At 45.3% G+C, this 20,528-nt stretch carries 19 protein-coding genes and 2 tRNA genes; 3 read left to right on the top strand and 18 right to left on the bottom strand.

Annotation, left to right across the window (positions count from 1 at the left end; all coding sequences use genetic code 11):
* Window positions 1-150: 150 nt before the first annotated feature.
* The 18 genes from Q9R23_RS01115 to Q9R23_RS01030 form a co-directional block, all read right to left on the bottom strand.
* A complete protein-coding gene (locus Q9R23_RS01115; protein WP_214854898.1) occupies window positions 151-660 on the bottom strand; it encodes a GNAT family N-acetyltransferase in 510 nt (169 codons plus the stop codon).
* A 255-nt stretch (window positions 661-915) separates the two neighbouring features.
* Window positions 916-1,872, bottom strand: coding sequence for an L-lactate dehydrogenase (locus Q9R23_RS01110; RefSeq protein WP_214854896.1), 957 nt, complete (start codon window positions 1,870-1,872; stop codon window positions 916-918).
* Window positions 1,873-2,037: 165 nt separating this feature from the next.
* The gene (locus tag Q9R23_RS01105) at window positions 2,038-2,817 is read right to left on the bottom strand and encodes a DUF92 domain-containing protein (protein WP_290754790.1); all 780 of its coding nucleotides are present in this window, start codon (window positions 2,815-2,817) and stop codon (window positions 2,038-2,040) included.
* Window positions 2,811-3,356: a 5-formyltetrahydrofolate cyclo-ligase gene (locus Q9R23_RS01100; RefSeq protein ID WP_311246267.1), complete on the bottom strand. Its 546-nt coding sequence runs from the start codon at window positions 3,354-3,356 to the stop codon at window positions 2,811-2,813. The genes Q9R23_RS01105 and Q9R23_RS01100 overlap by 7 nt, the downstream gene beginning before the upstream one ends.
* A gap of 57 nt (window positions 3,357-3,413) precedes the next feature.
* Entirely contained in the window at window positions 3,414-3,563 is a 150-nt protein-coding gene (rpmG, locus tag Q9R23_RS01095) for a 50S ribosomal protein L33 (RefSeq protein WP_012369771.1), read from the bottom strand.
* A 104-nt stretch (window positions 3,564-3,667) separates the two neighbouring features.
* Window positions 3,668-5,851 (bottom strand): 1,4-alpha-glucan branching protein domain-containing protein, encoded by a 2,184-nt coding sequence (locus tag Q9R23_RS01090; protein WP_311246266.1) that lies wholly within the window; start codon window positions 5,849-5,851, stop codon window positions 3,668-3,670.
* Window positions 5,852-5,883: 32 nt separating this feature from the next.
* Window positions 5,884-6,615: a DUF4912 domain-containing protein gene (locus Q9R23_RS01085; RefSeq protein WP_290754784.1), complete on the bottom strand. Its 732-nt coding sequence runs from the start codon at window positions 6,613-6,615 to the stop codon at window positions 5,884-5,886.
* 107 nt (window positions 6,616-6,722) lie between these two features.
* Entirely contained in the window at window positions 6,723-7,385 is a 663-nt protein-coding gene (gene phoU / locus Q9R23_RS01080; protein ID WP_035409154.1) for a phosphate signaling complex protein PhoU, read from the bottom strand.
* A gap of 18 nt (window positions 7,386-7,403) precedes the next feature.
* Window positions 7,404-8,180 (bottom strand): phosphate ABC transporter ATP-binding protein PstB, encoded by a 777-nt coding sequence (gene pstB, locus Q9R23_RS01075; protein WP_052019099.1) that lies wholly within the window; start codon window positions 8,178-8,180, stop codon window positions 7,404-7,406.
* A gap of 95 nt (window positions 8,181-8,275) precedes the next feature.
* Window positions 8,276-9,184: a phosphate ABC transporter permease PstA gene (gene pstA / locus Q9R23_RS01070; protein WP_311246265.1), complete on the bottom strand. Its 909-nt coding sequence runs from the start codon at window positions 9,182-9,184 to the stop codon at window positions 8,276-8,278.
* Between the two features lies 1 nt (window position 9,185).
* A complete protein-coding gene (gene pstC / locus Q9R23_RS01065) occupies window positions 9,186-10,127 on the bottom strand; it encodes a phosphate ABC transporter permease subunit PstC (RefSeq protein WP_035409160.1) in 942 nt (313 codons plus the stop codon).
* Window positions 10,128-10,216: 89 nt separating this feature from the next.
* Window positions 10,217-11,161 (bottom strand): PstS family phosphate ABC transporter substrate-binding protein, encoded by a 945-nt coding sequence (locus Q9R23_RS01060; protein ID WP_290754778.1) that lies wholly within the window; start codon window positions 11,159-11,161, stop codon window positions 10,217-10,219.
* A 226-nt stretch (window positions 11,162-11,387) separates the two neighbouring features.
* Window positions 11,388-13,460, bottom strand: coding sequence for a peptidoglycan D,D-transpeptidase FtsI family protein (locus Q9R23_RS01055; RefSeq protein WP_056060174.1), 2,073 nt, complete (start codon window positions 13,458-13,460; stop codon window positions 11,388-11,390).
* Between the two features lie 133 nt (window positions 13,461-13,593).
* Window positions 13,594-14,202: a superoxide dismutase gene (locus Q9R23_RS01050; RefSeq protein ID WP_035409166.1), complete on the bottom strand. Its 609-nt coding sequence runs from the start codon at window positions 14,200-14,202 to the stop codon at window positions 13,594-13,596.
* A gap of 93 nt (window positions 14,203-14,295) precedes the next feature.
* Window positions 14,296-15,756 carry an alpha-amylase gene (locus tag Q9R23_RS01045; protein ID WP_311246264.1) on the bottom strand — a complete coding sequence of 487 codons (1,461 nt, stop codon included), beginning with the start codon at window positions 15,754-15,756 and terminating at the stop codon, window positions 14,296-14,298.
* 116 nt (window positions 15,757-15,872) lie between these two features.
* Window positions 15,873-15,946 (bottom strand) — tRNA-Ile (locus Q9R23_RS01040).
* Between the two features lie 11 nt (window positions 15,947-15,957).
* Window positions 15,958-16,031: transfer RNA gene (locus tag Q9R23_RS01035), tRNA-Met, on the bottom strand.
* A 126-nt stretch (window positions 16,032-16,157) separates the two neighbouring features.
* The gene (locus Q9R23_RS01030) at window positions 16,158-17,801 is read right to left on the bottom strand and encodes a Na/Pi cotransporter family protein (protein WP_311246263.1); all 1,644 of its coding nucleotides are present in this window, start codon (window positions 17,799-17,801) and stop codon (window positions 16,158-16,160) included.
* A gap of 207 nt (window positions 17,802-18,008) precedes the next feature.
* Between Q9R23_RS01030 and Q9R23_RS01025 the strand changes: the two genes are divergently transcribed.
* The 3 genes from Q9R23_RS01025 to Q9R23_RS01015 all read left to right on the top strand — a co-directional run bounded on the left by Q9R23_RS01025 (window position 18,009) and on the right by Q9R23_RS01015 (window position 20,440).
* Window positions 18,009-18,494, top strand: a complete 486-nt coding sequence (locus tag Q9R23_RS01025; RefSeq protein WP_290754772.1) for a hypothetical protein — start codon at window positions 18,009-18,011, stop codon at window positions 18,492-18,494.
* A gap of 167 nt (window positions 18,495-18,661) precedes the next feature.
* Window positions 18,662-19,771 (top strand): flavodoxin-dependent (E)-4-hydroxy-3-methylbut-2-enyl-diphosphate synthase, encoded by a 1,110-nt coding sequence (ispG, locus tag Q9R23_RS01020; protein WP_035409173.1) that lies wholly within the window; start codon window positions 18,662-18,664, stop codon window positions 19,769-19,771.
* A 99-nt stretch (window positions 19,772-19,870) separates the two neighbouring features.
* Window positions 19,871-20,440 (top strand): 5' nucleotidase, NT5C type, encoded by a 570-nt coding sequence (locus tag Q9R23_RS01015; protein ID WP_251137900.1) that lies wholly within the window; start codon window positions 19,871-19,873, stop codon window positions 20,438-20,440.
* The last annotated feature ends 88 nt before the right edge of the window (window positions 20,441-20,528 follow it).

Below are 20,528 nucleotides of genomic sequence, written 5' to 3'. Positions count from 1 at the left end.
TCCCTTTCAATCGGACTACACCGTACTATCCGCTTTGTTTTCATGATAACAAATATTCATTCTTTGTCGGTACTGATATCCTATATGCACTACGCGAAAAAGCTGTAGCACTTTTTTGCTACAGCTTTTTGTCCACACCATATAATGAACTTAGACGTATTTTTTCATCCAAATATCATCGCGGTATGTGCCGTCTTCTAATTTTACAGAGTCTGGATCTTCGGCATATACTTCAAAGCCGAGCGATTCGTAAAGACTTTGCGCTGCTTCATTTCCTGACAATACGGCAAGAATGACTTGCTCAACGTCTGGTAACTTCTTCGCCTCGTCGATCAAGGCCTCCATTAGAGCACGACCGGTCCCTCCACGATATTCAGGCGAAACATATACTCCGGAAATCATCGCTTTGTGCGACTCACGTGACAGTTCGTATGGCTTGACCTGACCAAACCCAAACAATACATCGCCGTCGAACATACCGAGCCAAATCTCATCGGAGTCGGGTTCTCCTTCTAGACCTTCTCGTACTTCGCGGAGCGGGGTTTGCTGTTCATCGTCAAACGAATGACCGAAAGCATCTGGATGATTCTTTAATCCCTCAAGGCGTAGATTCCAGTATTGTTCTGCATCCTCTTTAGTTAATTTTCGAAAAGTATACATGACTGTCGATTCTCTCCTTTTTTGGGTTTCATGACGTACAAAAAATAACGGAAAAACGCTTCTATCTCTTACTTAACCTTTTTCTAGTAAAATAAAACCTAGATTTTTTCTCTTTAATTTCACTTAAATACAGTAGTGATGTTTGCCTCTTCTTTTTTCTCATAACAAAAACTCAAAGGTGGACACTAAGATACAGGATCACCATTTGAGTTTTTAAGCTCTCTATTTATGAGGTTTTCGTCATGCTTCGCGCCGTTAACCTTGCAAGACAGGTTCGAGCGTCTGACGCAATACATCAGCAGAATGATGAAACTTCTTCATTTCTTCTTCCGTCAACGCGACTTCAATGATTTCCCGCACACCTTGACGATTGATGATCGCCGGTACTCCGATGTGAATGCCGGAAATCCCGTACTGCCCATCCACATATGCCCCGACCGTCAACAAACAGTTCTCGTTCCCAAGGATGGCACGCACGATTCGAACAAGTCCAAGTCCAATCGCATAATAAGTTGCTCCTTTACGTTCGATGATATGGTAGGCAGCATCCCGAACGTTGATATAGATTTGATCAAGGTCTGCTTGAGAATAACGATTGTCCTCAGCAAGCAGTTCATCAATCGTTTTTCCGTAAATACGGCTATTACTCCAGGCAGCGAATTCCGTATCTCCATGTTCTCCAAGAATGTAGGCATGGGCATTGCGAGAATCGATGTGAAAGTATTCTCCAAGCATTTGACGCAGACGTGCTGTGTCGAGTACCGTTCCTGATCCAAATACGCGTGATTTTGGAAGACCGGAATACTTCCAAGCCAGATGTGCCATGATATCGACAGGATTGGAAGCCACGACGATGATACCGTCAAAACCGGAATCCATAATCTGACGAATCATTTCTTTCATGATCAATGCATTCTTTGCGACGAGATCAAGTCTCGTCTCACCTGGTTTTTGAGGAGCTCCCGCCGTGATGACGACGACCTCCGCCTCTCGGCAGTCCATATACTCTCCAGCCCAGATTCGCATCGGTGAAGAGCTAAATGGTGTTCCGTGGTTTAAGTCCATTGCCTCGCCTTCTGCTTTGGCTTTGTTGACATCAATGATGACAAGTTCTTCACAAAGTCCAGCTGTTGACATCTGATAAGCAAAGCTTGAACCAACTGCACCAGCTCCAATGAGGGCTACCCGTGTCACTTTCGCATGTAATTCCATATCGTTATGTCCACCCTTTCATTCGTCCTAAAAGTTTGTTAACTATCTCACAAATAAATTGTAACATCTTTCACATTCTTTGTATCATGTGAAATTAATCACATTTGTCCATTTTGTGTCATTGATATCCTAACATAAGGAATTACACACTCATATACTTTCCAGTTACCAGAATCGAATGATGATAAACCCGATTCCACTCGCTAAACCACTTGTTAAGACATTGACAGCATCATTCCCTAAAAGTCGAATGCCTGAAACGTAAACGGTCGGTTGACCATGGTGTTCTCGCTTTTCCGTGTATTCCCCACAAACCGAACATCGGTAAACGCGTTGCCCTACTGCTCCAAATAGTGTATCCAGTAGGCTCCCGAGTACACCGATGCTTGTTACGAGTAAGACGTCTCTTAAAGAAAGAGAAAATATCCAATGCGCTGCTACCGCAATGAATGCAGCTCCTGCAATCGTACCGACCGTTCCAATTAGCGACATCGCTCCACTCGTCCCTGCTGGTACCCGCTGTAACGTTTTGAGCGACCACGGATCACGTCTTGAGAGCGGCCCGATTTCGGATGCCCACGTATCAGCATTCGATGCTGCGATGACGAATAGAAATAACAAGAGATACGCAAAATCCATCGTCATGGCATACGCTAAGGCAGCAACGAACGCTACCCCTCCATTCGCAAGAACCTGCCATCCGTCACGCGCGCCATCTTTCTCAACGATGGAGTCGACCGATTGTTTTCTGGATCGTCCAACCTTCGATAACAAGCTCGAGCTACCAAAGAATAGTAAGAGTACTACTAATCCTTGCCATCCAAATCCAAATGAGACACCACTACCGACGAGCAGGGTCATGATCGCACCACTTGTCGTCAATAAATGAAAAGATCGTCCGGTCCAAGCAAGCAATAGACAAAACAAAATGGTCGCGCTCAGCATCGGATGACCTCTAAATCAGTGACGATCAGGTCAACGGGGATATCAAAGGCTTCTACTTCAAAATCGGAAAGAAGTTGTTCGGAAAAGGCAATCGATACTTTACATCCTGCATAGGTCACGAGTGCACGATCGTAATAGCCTCCTCCCCACCCTAAACGATATCCGTTCCGTCGATAGGCACGACCCGGAACGAGACAAAGCTCTGCTTGAGCAAGTGAAGCCCGACGTGCTGAAGCGGTCGGTTCAGCAATTCCCATCTGATTTGCTTGAAGTTGATCTTCTGGTCCATGTTCATAAAAGACCATCTCGTCTCCCACTACTTTTGGTATCAAGACCGTCTTGCCCTCTTGCCACGCCTGTTCAATCAGCATTCTTGTATCACATTCATTTCGAAAAGCTAATGTGATCGCGACACATGTCGCTTGTTGCCACTCAGGCAACAACAAAACATGTTCGTAAATCAACCGTTCCTTCTCCGTACGATTCTCCATTACATCTAATCTTTCTTTGATCAGACGGCGTACTTCTTGTTTGTTCATGACTGTCTTCCTTTCCACAAAAAAAGCCATCACACGAAGTGACGGCTTCCATCTCAATTATTTCACTTCACGGTGAAGTGTGTGCTTACGGAGACGTGGGTTGTATTTCTTCAACTCAAGACGCTCTGGGTTGTTACGCTTGTTCTTTTTAGTGATATAAGTACGGTCACCAGTTTCAGTGCAAGCTAATGTGATTTTAACGCGCATGGGATTCCCTCCTATCTAGCTCTCGATGTATCAAGTGATTTTGCTTTACATAAGGTTAAGCATACTCAAGTATCGTACCAAGAAAGGAAAGGAATTGCAACTGTTCATCCGTTCTTTTTCGGATTCGTCACGTGTTGATATGGTTTTTCAAGGTTCTCTTCAAAACGCAGTGGCTTCTTTTCGACGTGATACTCTTGTTCCACCCCGTGACGTGACTCTTCTCGTTCTAGATAAACGACCGCTGATTGGCGCAACGCATCTCCTTCAAGTCGTTTTAAGGCAACGACCAGACCACCTGAACGATCAGGAGAACGCTCACTTTCGACATCGTAGACGTTACTTACGAGTGGCAACTCTTTCATCTTCGCGATAGCTTGGGCAGCTGATGCGGTCTCCATGTTGAAGTTGTGGATGACTGCGAAATCAACGATCTTACTCAAGGCTTGCGCTTGGCGTAAGAATGCTAAATTTAGTGCCGCCAGTTGGTTATAGGTCTGAACGAGCGGTAGACCCGTCACTTGCACTCCGTAAACATGAACACCTTCTTCAAATCGATACGCTTCTGGATGTTCCGTGACGACATAGACATTCTCACCAGCAGCAGCAAGTCGTCGAGCGAGCTCCGAAGCCGGCCGGTCTGACGCATCATATTGTCGGACGAACAACAAGATGGCGTCCGTATTCCAAGATTTCTCACGCTTCACTGCCACGTAGTAATCATGTGCTGTCAAGAAGACATCCGGTTCAATATCTGAATCTTGAAGGAAAGGATATTCGCGATATCGATCATCCAACCATTCCACCGTCAGCTCCTCAGCATCCAGGCGACGCTCCGTTTCTTCAAAACGTAGGATGTGCTCCCGGAAACGATTCGCAGCATATTGAGCTGTCGTCTGTCCATCGAGGATGAACGGCCAGTCGCTCGAGACAGCGAGGAGGTATTCTCGAATGAGTTGACGCTTTGCTTTGACAGTCAACGCATCTTGATGACGATTTCGGGCTACGACACCTGCTAGTCTCTTCTCAAGTTGATGGAGATGACGAATCATCCAGTCATTCCGTTCATTGATCCAGACTTCCGCGTAGCCTTTTCGTCCCCACGTTCCCATCGCGACATGTGCCGTGTCGATGTCTTGGAAGTGACGTTCGAGGAAGATCGCCGGTGAAATCGACTCAATTCCTTGATCTTCTAAACGTTCCATCGCTTTACCGAGGAAGTCGGGACCTTCAAACCACCAGTGACCGAACAATTCGGCATCAAATGGTGCTGTGACAAGGAATGGTGGGAAGTTTTGTCCTTGATGCGCATCTAAATGTTCACCGAGTGCTTGTGCGAAGTCTGCTGCGTGCTCACTTGTCCGTTGCCATGCCCAATCACGGACGTAATAGTCTTTTTGATCCGTTTCTCCTGTTACGCGATGTAATTTCAACCCTGTATCATAACGTAGTCCCTCTGGGTGCATGAACTCAGCGATTTGATCCCACTCTCGATCGTACGCAAGGTCACGATAAAACTCGCGGTAATCCGGATGACCCGGGTATCCGATGACAGAGCTCCAGATTTTTCCGGAAATGATTTGATCACGCGGGAAGAGTGCCACACCGTGCGGCGAATAGACGGGTGCTCCGATTCCGTGTTTCGGTGACGGATCCGCGTTTAAGATTGAATGTTCGTCAACGAATGTATAACGAATGCCCTCTTCGTACAAAATACGGTCAAGTCCTGGCGTATACGCACACTCTGGCATCCAAAGACCAGTTGGACGGAATCCGTAATGACGTTCAAAACAGTTCAATCCTGTCTGAATTTCAGAACGTGCCGCTTGTTCGGACAACATGTGCGGACTGAATCCGTGCGTCGCCGTACAGGTAATCAAATCAAGATAACCTTGCTCCTTGTAATGACGGAATGCGCGGTTCAAATCTTTTTCCCAGTGAAGGAACGTATTCAATAAGTCTTGATAACGGTCTTGATAGAAAAGAAGCGCATCTCGTTCCTTTTGAGCAAGCTCTCGTTTTAGTTCCTGGCGAATCAAACGTAACGTATCCTCGATATGCTCGATATACCGCTCTTGAATCAATGGATCGGCAAGCATCTCGATGACGGGTGGCGAAATGCTGACCGTCCAGTCGAGCGGACGTGACAAGCGATCGACCTCCCACAATAATGGGATGTAGGTTTCTGAAATCGCTTCATACATCCACCGTTCTTCTAGACGATGCGCCTCTTCATGACGGATATATGGTAAATGTGCATGTAAGACGAGTGAAAAATATCCTTTTCGCATAGCTTCTCTTCCTTTCCCTCTCTCTAATTCCATTACCGGACGCGATCGAAATAGGAATAAGGACGTAATACCTCGACCCATTCCGGTTGTTCGACCTCTCCGTATTGCCAATGATGCACGACTTCCGCGAACCGTCCATCCGTGACCGGTTCGTCGCGTGGCGTCTCGACTGGTTTTGAACGCAGTACTGGAACAAAGTCCCCGTCGATCGTTTGAATGCCCCATTCAATGATGTATGTAGTATTCGGGGCGACTGGTCGAACGAACCAAGCATTCGTCATTTCCGGTAGCTCGAATTGATACGTCCGATTTGCCTGTCCTTGTTCGTATTCAACAAGCGTGACATCAATGATGCGTAATTCTTTACGAAACGAATCAAACGTCGTGTGATAGTGCGTCTCTAGCAACTGTTTCGACAGTTCAGATAATTCCCAGTAGACGTATAACGCTGTCGGTGACTGAACGATGGCATGGAGGATATCATCCTCGTAATGTGTCGCCATTCCAAACGCGTCGCGTTCGAGCGAAGGTACCACTTGCACAGACGGTACGACGTCTAATACCGGTGCAGTCGACTTTTTCGTCTGCTTGACCGTTTTTGATTTTACTTTCGGCGCTGCTACAGAAGGTTGTTCTGTTAACGATTTACGATATTTGGTCCAAGCATATTTGATTTTTCCTTCAGTCGTATCCAATTGAGCTGCGATTTGTTTTGTTGTCAGCCCTTGTTCCTTCATTTTAATGATTTGCTCAAGCATTCCCATTCCCAATCACCTCTCTGTCATTATTCACTTCTTTCCTATTCTACAAACGTGTTTCGAATCCCTTTACAAAAAAAGTAGGCAGAGGAAATTCCTCCTGCCTACTTGATTCATCCGTTTAAATCATAATGTTTTCCTTTTTCGAGATAGATCAGATGCTCTCCGACGTTCGTCAAATGATCACCCATCCGCTCGATGTAGCGGCAAATATTCGTGAATTGCATGACTTCATCGACGACGATCGGCTGAAGTGACATATGACGCATGTACTGGCGAAGTGCCTTATATGTCGTCTCATCAATGACGTTATCGAGATCAGACAGTGCTTTTGCTTTTTCGACATCTCCATCACGATAGGCGACGATTGCAGTTTCCGTCATATCCAGTAATGTCTCGAACGCTTCCTTCAACAACGAGATATCGATGACATACGGGAATGTTTCGACACGTAGAACCGCTTTTGAGATATTCCCCGCATAATCTGCAATCCGTTCAAGATCCGATGAAATCTTCATCGCCGTGATGATCCGTCGTAAATCCGTCGCAACTGGTTGTTGCTTCGCGATTAAGAGGATCGCATCATCGTTGATTTCGAGTTCAAGATCATCGAGTTCATTGTCGTTCGCAATGACACCACGTGCGATATCTTGATCATATTTTTCGAGCGCCTCTGCTGTCGTTGCGATTTGTTGCATCGTTTTTCGTGCTAGTAAAAAGACTTTTTGATCGAGTATTGCAAGGTTTTCTCCAAAAATTGTACGGTTCGCTGCCATTCGTCTCGTCTCCCCTTCTTATCCGAATCGTCCTGAAATGTAATCTTCCGTCCGTTTGTCGGTCGGATTTCCAAAGATCCGGTCTGTTTGATCGAACTCGACGACTTCACCATTCAAGAAGAATGCTGTTTTGTCAGATACACGTGCAGCTTGCTGCATGTTGTGCGTGACGATGATAATTGAGTAGTCCGATTTCAACTCTTGGACGAGTTCTTCTACTTTTAATGTAGAAATCGGGTCCAGTGCCGATGTCGGCTCATCCATCAAAATGACATCCGGCTCGATCGCGAGGCAACGAGCGATACAGAGACGTTGTTGTTGACCACCCGAAAGACCATAGGCATTTTCATTTAAGCGATCTTTGACTTCATCCCAAATCGCTGCTCGGCGTAAACTACGTTCCACGATCTCATCAAGGATTTTTTTGTTTTTAACGCCATGGACACGTGGACCATATGCGATGTTATCGTAAATTGATTTTGGGAATGGATTCGGTTGCTGAAAGACCATTCCGACAGACGTCCGTAATTCTTCAACACCATACTCTTTTTCAAAGATATTACGTCCGTGATACTCAATGACACCATTCGTCCGCACGATCGGAACGAGTTCGACCATCCGGTTCAATGTTTTGATGAATGTCGATTTACCGCATCCTGACGGTCCGATAATTGCCGTAACTTCATTTTTTTTGATATCAAGATTGACATCTTTAAGCGCGTGATCGTCACCGTACCATAAATTTAAATTTTTAACGTTATAGACGCTCTCGCGTGCTACTACTGGTTGGTTCATACGCTCTGCCCCTTCTGTGACGACTGATTTCGTATTCAGCTTCGTATCCATCATCTGTCTTCCTCCTTAAAAGAAATCCCTTCTATCTCGTTCGATTAATAGCGTTTAGAAAATCGGTTCCGGATCCAGATCGCAAGCGAGTTCATCGTCAAGAGAATGACCATCAAGATGATGATTCCTGCTGCTGCAAGACCTTGGAAGTCCGCTTGTGGACGACTTGTCCAGTTGTAGATTTGAATCGGTAATGCCGTGAACTCTGAGAAGATCCCTTCTGGCGCACGGGCGATGAAAATGGCAGCTCCGACCATGATCAACGGTGCTGTCTCACCGATCGCTCGGGATACAGCTAAGATGATTCCTGTAATGACTCCCGGAAGTGATGCCGGAAGAACGACTTTGAACGTCGTTTGCCATTTCGATGCACCGAGTGCGAGTGATGCATGGCGCATCGCTTGTGGCACGGCGCGAATTGCTTCTTGAGAAGAAACGATGACGACCGGAAGACTCATCAATGCGAGTGTCAAAGCTCCAGCAATCAACGTCGAACCGAAGCCCATATTACGGACGAAGAACGTTAATCCGAGTAATCCGAAGACGATCGACGGAACACCTGCGAGGTTCGAGATATTGACCTCGATGAACGATGTCATCCGACTCTTTTTTGCATATTCTTCTAAATAAATTGCTGCTCCAACACCAATGATGAAAATCATCGGGATGATCAGGAGCATCAAGAAGATCGATCCCATTAACGCTGGATAGATTCCGGCACGTTCCGCACGACGAGATGGTGCGTTTTGTAGAAATTCAAGTGATAACCACGAAGCACCGTCACGGATGACGCCGAATAGGAGAATACCTAAGACGACGAGACCGAAAAACAGACCGACGAGGAAAATGACTTTCGTTACATTGTTGACGACGAGGCGTTGGCTAATGGATTTCTTAACTGCGACCGGGTCGATGAATTTTTTTGTGACAAGTTGTTTTTCTGGTAAGGCCATCTTAATACTCCTCTCTGAAGCGGCGTGTGATCCAGTTCGCGAGTAAGTTCATCAATAACGTAAAGACGAACAAGAGCGTACCAACCGCATAGATACTGTAATATTCAACTGTTCCAAATCCAGCATCGCCTAAAGCGACCTGAACGATATACGCAGTCATCGTCTGGACCGGCTCGAGTGGATTAACAGCAGCTGTCGGATTCGAACCACCAGCGATCGTCACGATCATCGTCTCACCAATTGCCCGAGACATTCCGAGTACGATTGAAGCAATGATTCCGGACAAGGCAGCGGGAACAACGACTTTTAATGCGACTTCAAGACGTGTCGAACCAAGAGCGAGCGCACCGTCACGAATTTTTTTAGGAACAGAGCTCATCGCATCCTCAGAAATCGAGGCGATCATTGGAATGATCATGATTCCGACGACGATCCCCGGACTGAGCGCATTGTAGATTTGAATGCCTGGAATTAATTTAACGAGTAGTGGTGTGACGAACGTCAACGCGAAGAATCCGAAAACGATCGTCGGAACACCAGCTAAGACTTCTAAAATCGGTTTTAAGATACGGCGTGCACGGTCTGACGCATACTCACTTAAATAAATCGCAGACGTGAGGCCGATCGGCACGGCAACTAGCATCGCAATCACGGTAATCTCAAGTGTACCGACGACAAGCGGCCAAATCCCATACTCTGGTTGAGAGTTCAGTGGATACCAGCTCGTACTGCCGAAAAATTCCTTGAACGGAACGACTTCAAAGAAATGCTCGGTTTCAATGACTAACGTGAGAATGATGCCGATGGTCGTAACGACCGAGACGAACGCACACAGAAATAAAACGATCGGCATGATGCGTTCCATGACGTTTTTCACACTGAATTTTTGCTGTCGGTTCTGTTGAATCAGCTCGCGAACCGATTTATTGGGTGTTGAATTCATCCTTCTTCGCTCCCTACTCCTTCTTGACATGAGAACGGGACCCAACCGGTACAGACTTCCCCGGTTGGGCCATCCTCATGACTCGATGATTATTTCATTGCATCTTCGATTGCTTTTGTGTTTTCATCGTAACGATCTTGTGGCATTTTGATATAACCGACTTCTTCAGCTAAATCTCCAGCGTTTTCGTTCGCGAATTTCACGAAGTCTGCCACCTGTTTTTTATCGTTCAATGATTTGTTGTTGACGTACGTGTAGATTTCACGTGACAACGGGTAAGATAGATCTTTGATTGTTTCTGGTGTTGGATCGACAGCATCTTTTCCTTCAGCTGAAAGTGGTACTTCTTTTAACTTATCTTTATTTTCAGCGTAGTAGGCATAACCGAAGTAACCGATCGCACCTTTCGTTCCTTCAACCCCTTTGACGAGTACGTTATCGTCCTCAGACAGTTGAACGTCTTTACGCATGTCTTTCTTCTCAAGTACTTTCTCAGAGAAGAAGTCGAATGTTCCTGAATCTTTCCCTGGGCTGAAGAACTTCAGTGGTTCAGCCGGATAAGAAGAATCAACATCTTTCCAAGTCTTAACGTTTGGGTCGAGCCAAATCTTTTCGAGTTGATCAAGCGAGAGTTCTTTTACCCATGTATTATCTTTGCTGACTGCAACAGTTAGACCATCATATGCAAGTGAAAGTTTTGTATATTCGATGTTGTTTTTCTTAGCTTCAGCTGCTTCTTCTTCTTTAATTTCACGCGATGCGTTCGAGAGATCCGTTTCACCGACGACGAAGCGTTTGAATCCGCCACCCGTACCAGAGACACCGACTGTGACATTTACGTCAGGTTGTTCCGTTGAATATTCTTCACCGACAGCTTCCATGATCGGGAAGACTGTAGAAGAACCGTCGATTGCGATTTTCCCTTTTAAATCAGATGAACTAGCAGAACCGCCTTTATCGTTACCACATGCTGCCCCCACTACTGCGATTGATGCTACCGTTGTAATGAGTGCTGTTTTTTTCATCCAAGACATGATTAATTTTCCTCCTCGAAAGTATGTCGCTGACGATGCTACGACTTTTTATCCGTTTTCCTTACAAGACTTATACTACGGATGAACTATTAAAACGAAATGAATCCAACGTAAAAGAATTGTAAAGGCGTGTTTTTTAGTGTTTACAATTCGAAATCCATTACAAAAAAAGGTCAATACAAACAAAAAAAACGAGAGTGATTGCTCACTCTCGCTTAGTTTCTAGTTAATTTGGCTTAGTTTGCCACGGTACGTCCTTAACGTTGAAGTACGCTTTGACAAGATCATGACCGATTTTCGAGTTAACAGTCTCTTGCTCCATGTAAGGAAGGAACACGGCCCACGCCATCTCTGGATTGTCATATGGTGCCCAACCGACAAGATTCGAGTTCAATGAACGAACCGGTTGCCCGCTTCCGTCACGTAAGGCGATTCCGTCATCCCCATAGACACTGACCTGTGCAGTACCTGTTTTTGCTGCAGCATCGATTCCAGTTTGTGCGATAACTTTGGCTGTACCACGCTCACCTTTTACAACACGGTGCAACCCTTCCCGGACATGATCAATATTATCTTGACTGACTTCAATCCGGTTCAGATAATTCGTTTTAAAGCTGTAATCGACTTTTTTCGTACCCTTTTCAATCGAGTTCGACGCCAATACTTCTTTTAAGAAGTGAGGCTGAACTCGATAACCACCGTTGGCAAGTGTTGAAATGTACTGCGCGACTTGAAGCGGCGTAAAGGCATCGTACTGACCAATGACTCGGTCCATCAACAACGTGACACGGTCTGGCGTCCCTTGAACACCTTTTGCTTCGTAAGGCAAATCAACACCTGTCGTCACCCCAAGACCGAACTGACTATAGTAATTCTGCATGATGGCAGCTGCTCCATCCACGCTCGCACCAGCAATCCCATTGCTCGGATATTTCGCCATCCGCATCGCAATGTTAAACATATAGACGTTCGACGAGCGCTCAAGCGCCGTTAAATCCGTAATCGGTCCCATGTTAACATATGATCCTTTTTTTGTACCTCCGATTGTGATCGGCGCATCGTTGATGACTTCGTTTTGACGAATGACACCTTCCTGTAGTCCCATCGCAACTGTCGCACCCTTGATCGTTGAACCGATTTGAAGAGACGTCAAGACATTATTAATCGCTACATCCGTGAACTTCCCAGTCGAAGGATCAAGTTTTTGACCTGACATCGCTAAAATCTCACCAGTTTGTGGATTCATGACGACGGCATATCCTTCTTTTAAATAACGACTACCCATGCCACGACCCATTTTGATCGCTTGTTGCATGATTTGATCTACTTTTTTATTGTATTCCGCATCAACGGTTAGAACGAGGTCCTTCCCGGACTCGCCTTCTTCACGTTTTGGATCACCGACCGGTTCTCCATTAAACGTTTCGTACACATCGTATGCCGGTTTCCCGCGCAGAAGATCTTCGTACTGTTGCTCAAGGAACGAAGTCCCGACACGATCATTCAAACTATATCCTTTTGCTTTGAACTCCGCTTGTTGTTCTGCCGGAATCTTCGAGTACTTTCCGAAGATATTGCGAAGTGTTCCTTCATACGGATAAGAGCGTTCGTAAAACGGTTCAACCGATACACCTTTCAAATCTTCTAAATTTTCATCGATGATTGCCATCTCTTTTGCAGACGCACCGAGCTTGACGAGTTGTGGATCAAGTGCGTAACCGACTTCCATGTTATGTTTGATCGCAATGACTTCCATTGTCTTGTCATCATAATCAATATCTTTTTTCGTGATCGCATCCAGACGGATTTGATCTTGTTCCGCAATCGAAAGCTTACTTTGTGCTTCCGTTGAAGGATACTTCTTTTTCACTGCTGCTTGATAACGACGATCCGACTCTTCCGTGTTCGTCGCGACCCAAAAATCCTTGATATCACGTTCCGTGACTTTCCAGTCTTTTTTAGGCAGATCAATGATTGCTGCAAGACGCTGCGCGATTTCAATACGTTCATCTACTTTCGTCGATTGTGCGCGACGATATACAATGGAGTATTTAGAAATTGTGTCGACAAGCAGGCGACCATCCCGGTCATAAATCTTACCACGTGGTACTTCATATTTTGATGCAGTCATCTCCGTTTTTTGGACTTCCCGCGAAATTTTTTCACCATTGACGATTTGAACGACTCCTAGACGGAAAATCAAAATCGCAAACAATAAAAAAACGACGAAGAACATTAAATTCAGACGAAGCGGCAGATGATTACGCCGTCTTCCTCGTACGGTGATTCGTTTAGCCATGGCGTACTCCCCTATCGTTCAAAAGTCATCTTGTTTCATTATATAGAAGGAAACTTTCCATAACAACCTATCCCATGATTTTCCGCATTAAAAAAAGTGTATCGTTCACAATTGAACGATACACTTCTTTCCATTACTTCGCGTCAGCGTAAAGCTTCGCTACGTGGTCCCAATCAACGACGTTGAAGAATGCATTGATGTAATCCGGACGACGGTTTTGATAGTTGAGATAGTATGCATGTTCCCAAACATCAAGACCGAGGATTGGCGTTTTGCCTTCCATGACTGGTGTATCTTGGTTTGGAGTCGAAACGACTGCCAATTTTCCACCGTCAACGATCAACCAAGCCCAACCAGAACCGAAACGAGTTGTTGCTGCTTTTGCGAACGCATCTTTGAATGCATCAAATGATCCGAATGCTTCGTCGATTGCTGTTGCAAGTTCCCCTGTTGGAGCAGCGCCATCGTTTTTCTTCAACAACTTCCAGAAGAATGAGTGGTTCCAGTGACCGCCACCGTTGTTACGGACTGCAGTTTGAATGTTTGCTGGGAGAGCATCCAAGTTTTGAAGAAGTTCTTCAAGTGACTTTCCTTCATGTTCTGTACCCTCAAGCGCCGTATTTACGTTCGTGACATACGTGTTGTGGTGTTTCGTGTGGTGAATCTCCATCGTACGAGCATCGATATGTGGCTCAAGCGCATCATAAGCGTAGCCGAGTTCTGGTAATTCAAATTTTGACATGTTCATGTCCCCCTTTGTGCTATTTTCGAAAACTTCAATACCCTTTAAGACTAGCAAAAGTATCTGTGTTGACGCAAGTCAAGACCCTCGGATTCACTCGACTTCTCGCGGAGCAAAAACAGAGACGCCTCCGCCCGGAACCGGGAAGACACCAAATCCTTCTTCGTCGATCACGACTGGATGATCTTGATGGTTCGTATAGTCGAACCATTCTTGACCCGCACGCTCTTCACCGACGAACATGCGTTTCTCGCACATGTCGGCGTTCGAAAGCAACACGGCACAACCTGAGTTCTCGATTTCATCGACACCAAGACGGACCCAGCCTACACAGTGCGGATCATCGAAATAATCCTGTTGTTCTCCGTATGCTTTATGATAGCGCGTATAGAGCAGGGCATTGATCATCTCTTTTTTCCCTTCGACAGGGGTCGGTCCTTGGACGCCATAGTAATCCCCATAAAAGACACATGGATATCCGTCCTTACGTAACAAGATCGCTGCATAGGCATGTTGCTTGAACCAGTCATCCACCCATGATTCTAGCGACTCGCCAGGCTGTGAATCGTGATTGTCGACGAACGTCACGGCATTCGTCGGATGCGACTCGACGAGCGTATCCGCAAACAATGTCGTTAAATCAAATTTTTCTCCCTGCTTGGAAGCTTCATGGAATTTATAATGAAGCGGAACATCAAACAAATCGATCGTGTAGTCGACACTGTCCAGGAAATGACGGCAATCGTCGAGATCTGACTTCCAAAACTCGCCGACCATGTAAAAATCGCCTTCGCTGCTTTCCATCATCGATTTCGCGAATTCACGGACAAATTCATAGTTGATATGCTTGATCGCATCAAGACGGAAGCCTTGGCAATCGATCGTGTCCTTGAACCAGTGTCCCCAACGGATCATTTCTTCCCGTACCGTCGGATGATTGTAGTCGATGTTTGCAAACATGAGATAGTCATAATTGCCGAACTCATCATCTACTTGGTTGTTCCAATCTTTATTGTTTCCGGAAATCTTAAAGATCCCTGTTTTTTCTTCGCGTGCGTCAAAATCCGTTCCATTGAAGAATTCGTGCGTCCAGACGAAATCCGAATACTTTCCATTACGACCTGGGAAAGTAAACTTCGTCCACGCATCGATTTCAAACTCTTCTGAAATTTCTTTCGATCGATCTTCTGGATTGACTTCCACTACTTTAATCGTCTCGAGTTCGTCTGCTGCAGCTTTATGGTTCATGACAACATCCGCATAAACAGCGATATCGTTCTCATGGGCAACTTCGATTGCTTCGACCAGCTCATCCTTTGTGCCATATTTCGTCCGGACCGTTCCTTTTTGATCGAACTCGCCTAAGTCGTAGACATCATAGATGCCGTATCCTGTATCTTCATCCGACTGACCTTTCGATGCTGGAGGAATCCACACGGACGTGATGCCGGCAGCACGCAATTCAGGCGCTCGTTCTTTCAAACGTTGCCAGTGCTTTCCATCATTCTCTACATGCCACTCGAAAAACTGCATCATCGTATGGTTACGTTCCATCTCTCTTCGCTCTCCCTTAGTTACTATAGTATGAATATTATTACAATACCTTTACTATTCCCTGAGCGAACAAAAATAAACGCTTCCCGTTTTTCAACGAGAAGCGTTCCACCAAATGGACCCTGCAGGACTCGAACCTGCGACCGGACGGTTATGAGCCGTCAGCTCTAACCAGCTGAGCTAAGGGTCCTTAAGTAATAGTAGCGGCGGAGGGAGTCGAACCCACGACCTCACGGGTATGAACCGTACGCTCTAGCCAGCTGAGCTACACCGCCATGATGTATGTTTCTTACTCTTATTAGATTACGAGATGTGACGAAACTTGTCAATATGCTATTTCAAAAAAATAAACAGCTGATTTCATTTTTTTCGAAATCAGCTGTTATAAAATACGTCTACGCTTAGTTCGTTAATGCTGTCCGCTGTTCAAGGACGAGATCCGTGATGTTCACAGCGTGATCGCCGATTCGTTCAAGGTTTGAAAGTAAGTCAACGAAGATCATTCCCGCCTGTCCTGTACATTCACCAGCATTCACGCGAAGTACATGATGTTTACGGAATGAACGTTCGAGTGCATCAAGTTTCCCTTCAAGTTCAAGAACTTTTCGTGCAAGCGTGACATCATCTTCTTCGACGGCGCGAATCGCACAAGCGACGATCTCTTGTGTCAGGACATACATCTCATCAAGCTCTCGCTTCGCAGATGTGGTGAACTGAATCCGGTTGACGATCTGGAAGTCGATTAATTCAACGATATTCTCGACATGATCACCGATCCGCTCGAAGTCATTGACAGCATGCATCAGTAGCGAATGATCATTTGATTCACGCTCTGATAAATCATGTGCGGCTACTTTGACAAGATAACTCGTGACTTCTGTATTTAAGTGGTTGATCGCGTATTCAATCTGCTCTGATTCCGATACATCCTTCTTATCATGCGATTGCGTGTAACGGTGCGCTTTCGCAAGTGCGTCTTTCGAGAATTCACCCATACGCAAAACTTCAAGTTTCGCTTGGTTTAAGGCAAGCGCAGAAGATTGATTTAAGATGTTTTGATCGAGATGACGCGGTTTTGAATCGATCGTCGTATCCGTACCTGGTACGATTTTTTGAACGAGCCATGCGATTTGTGCGATGAACCAACATTGAATCAATGTGTTGACGACATTGAACGTTCCGTGTGCAAAAGCAATTTGCATTTTCGGTTCTAAACCAAGCGCGTCTGTAATCCATGCGATGAAGCTTGAGAACACTGGTAATGCGATCAAGAACAAAATTGTTCCGATGATATTGAAGATGACGTGTGCGGCGGCTGTCCGTTTGGCTGCGATCGACGCACCAAGTGCTGCAAGTACTGCCGTAATCGTTGTTCCAATGTTATCACCGAACAAGACCGGTAGTGCCGCTTTGATATCGATCATGCCACCAGCATACAACTCCTGTAAGATACCAATCGTCGCAGATGACGACTGAACAAGAACTGTAAAGATAGTTCCCACGAATACACCAAGCAATGGGTTATCCGACATCGAGACAGTCAACTCTCGGAACCAGGCACTTGATTCGAGCGGAGCCATCCCGTCCCCCATCAATGTGAGACCGTAAAACAATGCACCGAAACCAAAGAAAATCTGTCCGATATACTGAACACGTTCTTTATTGAAGAAGAAGATCAAGAAAGCACCGATGGCGATTGCCGGAAGTGCCGCTTCTTTAACGTTGAAGCCGATGATAAAGGCCGTGATCGTCGTACCGATGTTCGCTCCCATGACGACACCAATTGCTTGTCGTAAATTCATCAGACCTGCACTCACGAGTCCGACGACGATGACAGTCGTACCGGATGACGATTGAATCAATATCGTGACGACGATACCTGCTAAGATACCTAATAGTGGATTCGTCGTATACTTATCGAGGATATAACGTAATCGGTCTCCCGCTGTTTTTTGGAGACCATCTCCCATATACTTAATACCGAAAAGGAAAATCCCAAGTCCACCGATGAAGGTAAAAATCATTTCCTGCAAATCATAGTTCATCTTGCCAGCTCCTTTATTTGATGTGGATTGATGTGTTTGTAAAGTTTATTTTTTCGACTCCCCTATTATGTAAAGGTCCAATGAACTTGTAAATAGTTTTCCCGACATCCAATTATTAAGGTTTTATTAATCTGTACCACTACAATATTTCCTTTATTCATCAACAAAAAGTCAACCAAAAAAACCTGTTATAAAACAACGGAAAGAGTGATATTCTTGTCTTTTTTACGTCAACTAATTAATTACTTACACACTTCGCTAATTCCAAATCGCTCATTTTTACGCCTTCGCCTAGCAGATGTTTCTTTGTATTTTTGTGGATTAGCTTGGATTTCACTGTGGACGACGATTATTGATTCCTTCTTTTTACAAAAAGATATCCCAATCGTGATTTGGTTCGTTCTTCACTTCATCTTCATCGCTATTGCCGTCTTGCTGTATTTGCTCTTGATGGCATATCTGACGAAAGGATTCGTTCGTCTGTTACTCCCCCGCACATGGGCATATCGTCAGACGTTCCCTTACACAGTTGCAACGAATCTATGGACCTTCCCCCTTGGCATGCTTCTTTACCAATTGGGGCATCATCAAATAGGAGTCGCTTTACTTATCCTCGGGCACTTCGTTTACACGTTGGCGCCATTATGGATCGCCCGTTCCCCGAAACCTCGCGCGTCACGTAAATCTCGATGAGTATCAAAATCAGGCGTCCGACGGATTGACGGACGCCTTACTTTCATTAAACAATTGTAAATGTTCGATTTTCGTTCTTGTTTCTCGATTTTTAGGGAATAGTTCGATATGATAGAAAAGGTAAACATAAACAATATGGCGGTATGCCACAAAAGGAGATTTTCGATATGCCGAAAATGGTCCATCGCTCTAAGACTCGTCCCGTTCGTGTAGGGGACCTTGTCATTGGTGGAAATAATGAAGTCATCATCCAAAGTATGACGACAACTAAAACACACGACGTCGAAGCGACAGTCGCTGAAATCCTACGTCTTGAAGAAGCTGGTTGCCAAATCGTCCGCGTCGCTTGTCCAGAAGAACGTGATGCGCTCGCACTTGCAGAAATCAAAAGCCGAATCAACATTCCGCTTGTCGTAGACATCCATTTCAACTATAAACTCGCGCTCATGGCGATCGAAGCTGGCGTCGATAAAATCCGGATCAACCCAGGTAATATCGGTCGCCGCGAAAAAGTCGAAGCCGTCGTGACAGCAGCAAAAGCGAAAAACATCCCAATCCGGATTGGGGTAAACGCTGGTTCACTCGAAAAGCACATTCTCGAAAAATACGGTTATCCAACAGCACGTGGTATGGTCGAGAGTGCCTTGCACCACATCAAGATCCTTGAAGATCTCGACTTCCATGACATCATCGTTTCATTGAAAGCATCAGACGTTCAGTTGGCGCTTGAAGCATATCAACTTGCTTCTGAATCGTTTGACTATCCACTTCACGTCGGGATTACGGAATCGGGTCCACTTCGTTCTGGTTCATTAAAATCAGCAGCAGGACTTGGAGCGATCCTCTCACGCGGAATCGGAAACACGGTTCGTGTATCTCTTTCAGCAGACCCTGTCGAAGAAGTAAAAGTCGCAAAAGAAGTCTTGAAATCATTTGGTCTCGCAGCCAACGCGGCGACATTGATCTCATGTCCAACATGTGGTCGGATCGAAATCGATTTGATGTCGATCGCTGCAGAAATCGAAGACTACATCGAAAATATCCAAGCGAACATCAAAGTTGCTGTTCTTGGTTGTGCAGTCAACGGTCCTGGTGAAGCACGTGAAGCCGATATCGGTATCGCCGGCGCTCGCAACGAAGGATTGTTGTTCCGTCACGGAGAAATCATTCGTAAAGTACCAGAAGCAACAATGGTCGAAGAATTGAAAAAAGAGATTGATGCCATCGTCCTCGAAAAACAGGCTGAAAAAGAAGCCGAAAAAGCAAATCACGTATAAGATAGGGGCTCCTCTTTGATGAGGAGTCTTTTTTCGTATCTCGATTTCGACTATGTTATACTAAGTGAAGAAAAATTCTTAGAACGTGGGTGACTGTAAATGAAAATTGGAATCGACATCGATGGAACGATCACACATCCATCCTCTTGCTTCACTTACATGAATAAACATCTCGGAACGTCGATTGACTTCAATCAGGCGTCTGAATATGAATTGCATACGTATACGGATATGAATCAAATCGAATTTTGGGACTACATGGTGAACTCCGGTCACGAGACAGGAATTTATCGTGAGTCCATCCCTCAAGAACATGTTCGCCACCACTTATGGAATTTGCGGAAGCAATATGATCTCCATTACGTGACAGCACGATCGGAACTCGTTCGTCCTGTAACTGAAGAGTGGATCAAACAACATGAACTTCCTCTTGATTCCTTAATCATGACGGGATCACACGACAAAGTACAAGTCGTCCGTGATTTATCACTCGATTTGTTTATGGAAGATCGATTAGAGAATGCTGTGCAGATCGCAGAAGATACATTCATCCCTGTGATTTTGTTCGACGCACCTTATAACCGTAAAGCCGTACCGAATAATGTTATTCGTGTCGCTTCATGGAATGAGGCCGTTCAAGAGATTCAAAAATTTGCACCGATTCGTTAAAACAGCCGATTAGGCTGTTTTTTCCATTTTTTACGTTATTGAACTCTGAGATATCTTACAATGCTTTTCGTTTTAAATTTTAAACTAG

Source organism: Exiguobacterium sp. BRG2, assembly GCF_031844245.1.
GTDB lineage: Bacteria > Bacillota > Bacilli > Exiguobacteriales > Exiguobacteriaceae > Exiguobacterium_A.
The sequence above is the reverse complement of the archived record's forward strand: the minus strand, read 5'-3'. Positions and strand labels throughout refer to the sequence as shown.

What these genes read in the sequence shown, in the direction of transcription:
- Q9R23_RS01060 (WP_290754778.1), bottom strand. Translation starts at nt 11,161, where the DNA reads ATGTCTTGGATGAAAAAAACAGCACTCATTACAACGGTAGCATCAATC.
- pstA (WP_311246265.1), bottom strand. Translation starts at nt 9,184, where the DNA reads ATGGCCTTACCAGAAAAACAACTTGTCACAAAAAAATTCATCGACCCG.
- pstB (WP_052019099.1), bottom strand. Translation starts at nt 8,180, where the DNA reads ATGAACCAACCAGTAGTAGCACGCGAGAGCGTCTATAACGTTAAAAAT.
- Q9R23_RS01090 (WP_311246266.1), bottom strand. Translation starts at nt 5,851, where the DNA reads ATGCGAAAAGGATATTTTTCACTCGTCTTACATGCACATTTACCATAT.
- phoU (WP_035409154.1), bottom strand. Translation starts at nt 7,385, where the DNA reads ATGGCAGCGAACCGTACAATTTTTGGAGAAAACCTTGCAATACTCGAT.
- Q9R23_RS01105 (WP_290754790.1), bottom strand. Translation starts at nt 2,817, where the DNA reads ATGCTGAGCGCGACCATTTTGTTTTGTCTATTGCTTGCTTGGACCGGA.
- Q9R23_RS01100 (WP_311246267.1), bottom strand. Translation starts at nt 3,356, where the DNA reads ATGAACAAACAAGAAGTACGCCGTCTGATCAAAGAAAGATTAGATGTA.
- Q9R23_RS01085 (WP_290754784.1), bottom strand. Translation starts at nt 6,615, where the DNA reads ATGGGAATGCTTGAGCAAATCATTAAAATGAAGGAACAAGGGCTGACA.
- Q9R23_RS01050 (WP_035409166.1), bottom strand. Translation starts at nt 14,202, where the DNA reads ATGTCAAAATTTGAATTACCAGAACTCGGCTACGCTTATGATGCGCTT.
- ispG (WP_035409173.1), top strand. Translation starts at nt 18,662, where the DNA reads ATGCCGAAAATGGTCCATCGCTCTAAGACTCGTCCCGTTCGTGTAGGG.
- Q9R23_RS01015 (WP_251137900.1), top strand. Translation starts at nt 19,871, where the DNA reads ATGAAAATTGGAATCGACATCGATGGAACGATCACACATCCATCCTCT.
- Q9R23_RS01115 (WP_214854898.1), bottom strand. Translation starts at nt 660, where the DNA reads ATGTATACTTTTCGAAAATTAACTAAAGAGGATGCAGAACAATACTGG.
- Q9R23_RS01055 (WP_056060174.1), bottom strand. Translation starts at nt 13,460, where the DNA reads ATGGCTAAACGAATCACCGTACGAGGAAGACGGCGTAATCATCTGCCG.
- Q9R23_RS01045 (WP_311246264.1), bottom strand. Translation starts at nt 15,756, where the DNA reads ATGGAACGTAACCATACGATGATGCAGTTTTTCGAGTGGCATGTAGAG.
- Q9R23_RS01030 (WP_311246263.1), bottom strand. Translation starts at nt 17,801, where the DNA reads ATGAACTATGATTTGCAGGAAATGATTTTTACCTTCATCGGTGGACTT.
- pstC (WP_035409160.1), bottom strand. Translation starts at nt 10,127, where the DNA reads ATGAATTCAACACCCAATAAATCGGTTCGCGAGCTGATTCAACAGAAC.
- rpmG (WP_012369771.1), bottom strand. Translation starts at nt 3,563, where the DNA reads ATGCGCGTTAAAATCACATTAGCTTGCACTGAAACTGGTGACCGTACT.
- Q9R23_RS01110 (WP_214854896.1), bottom strand. Translation starts at nt 1,872, where the DNA reads ATGGAATTACATGCGAAAGTGACACGGGTAGCCCTCATTGGAGCTGGT.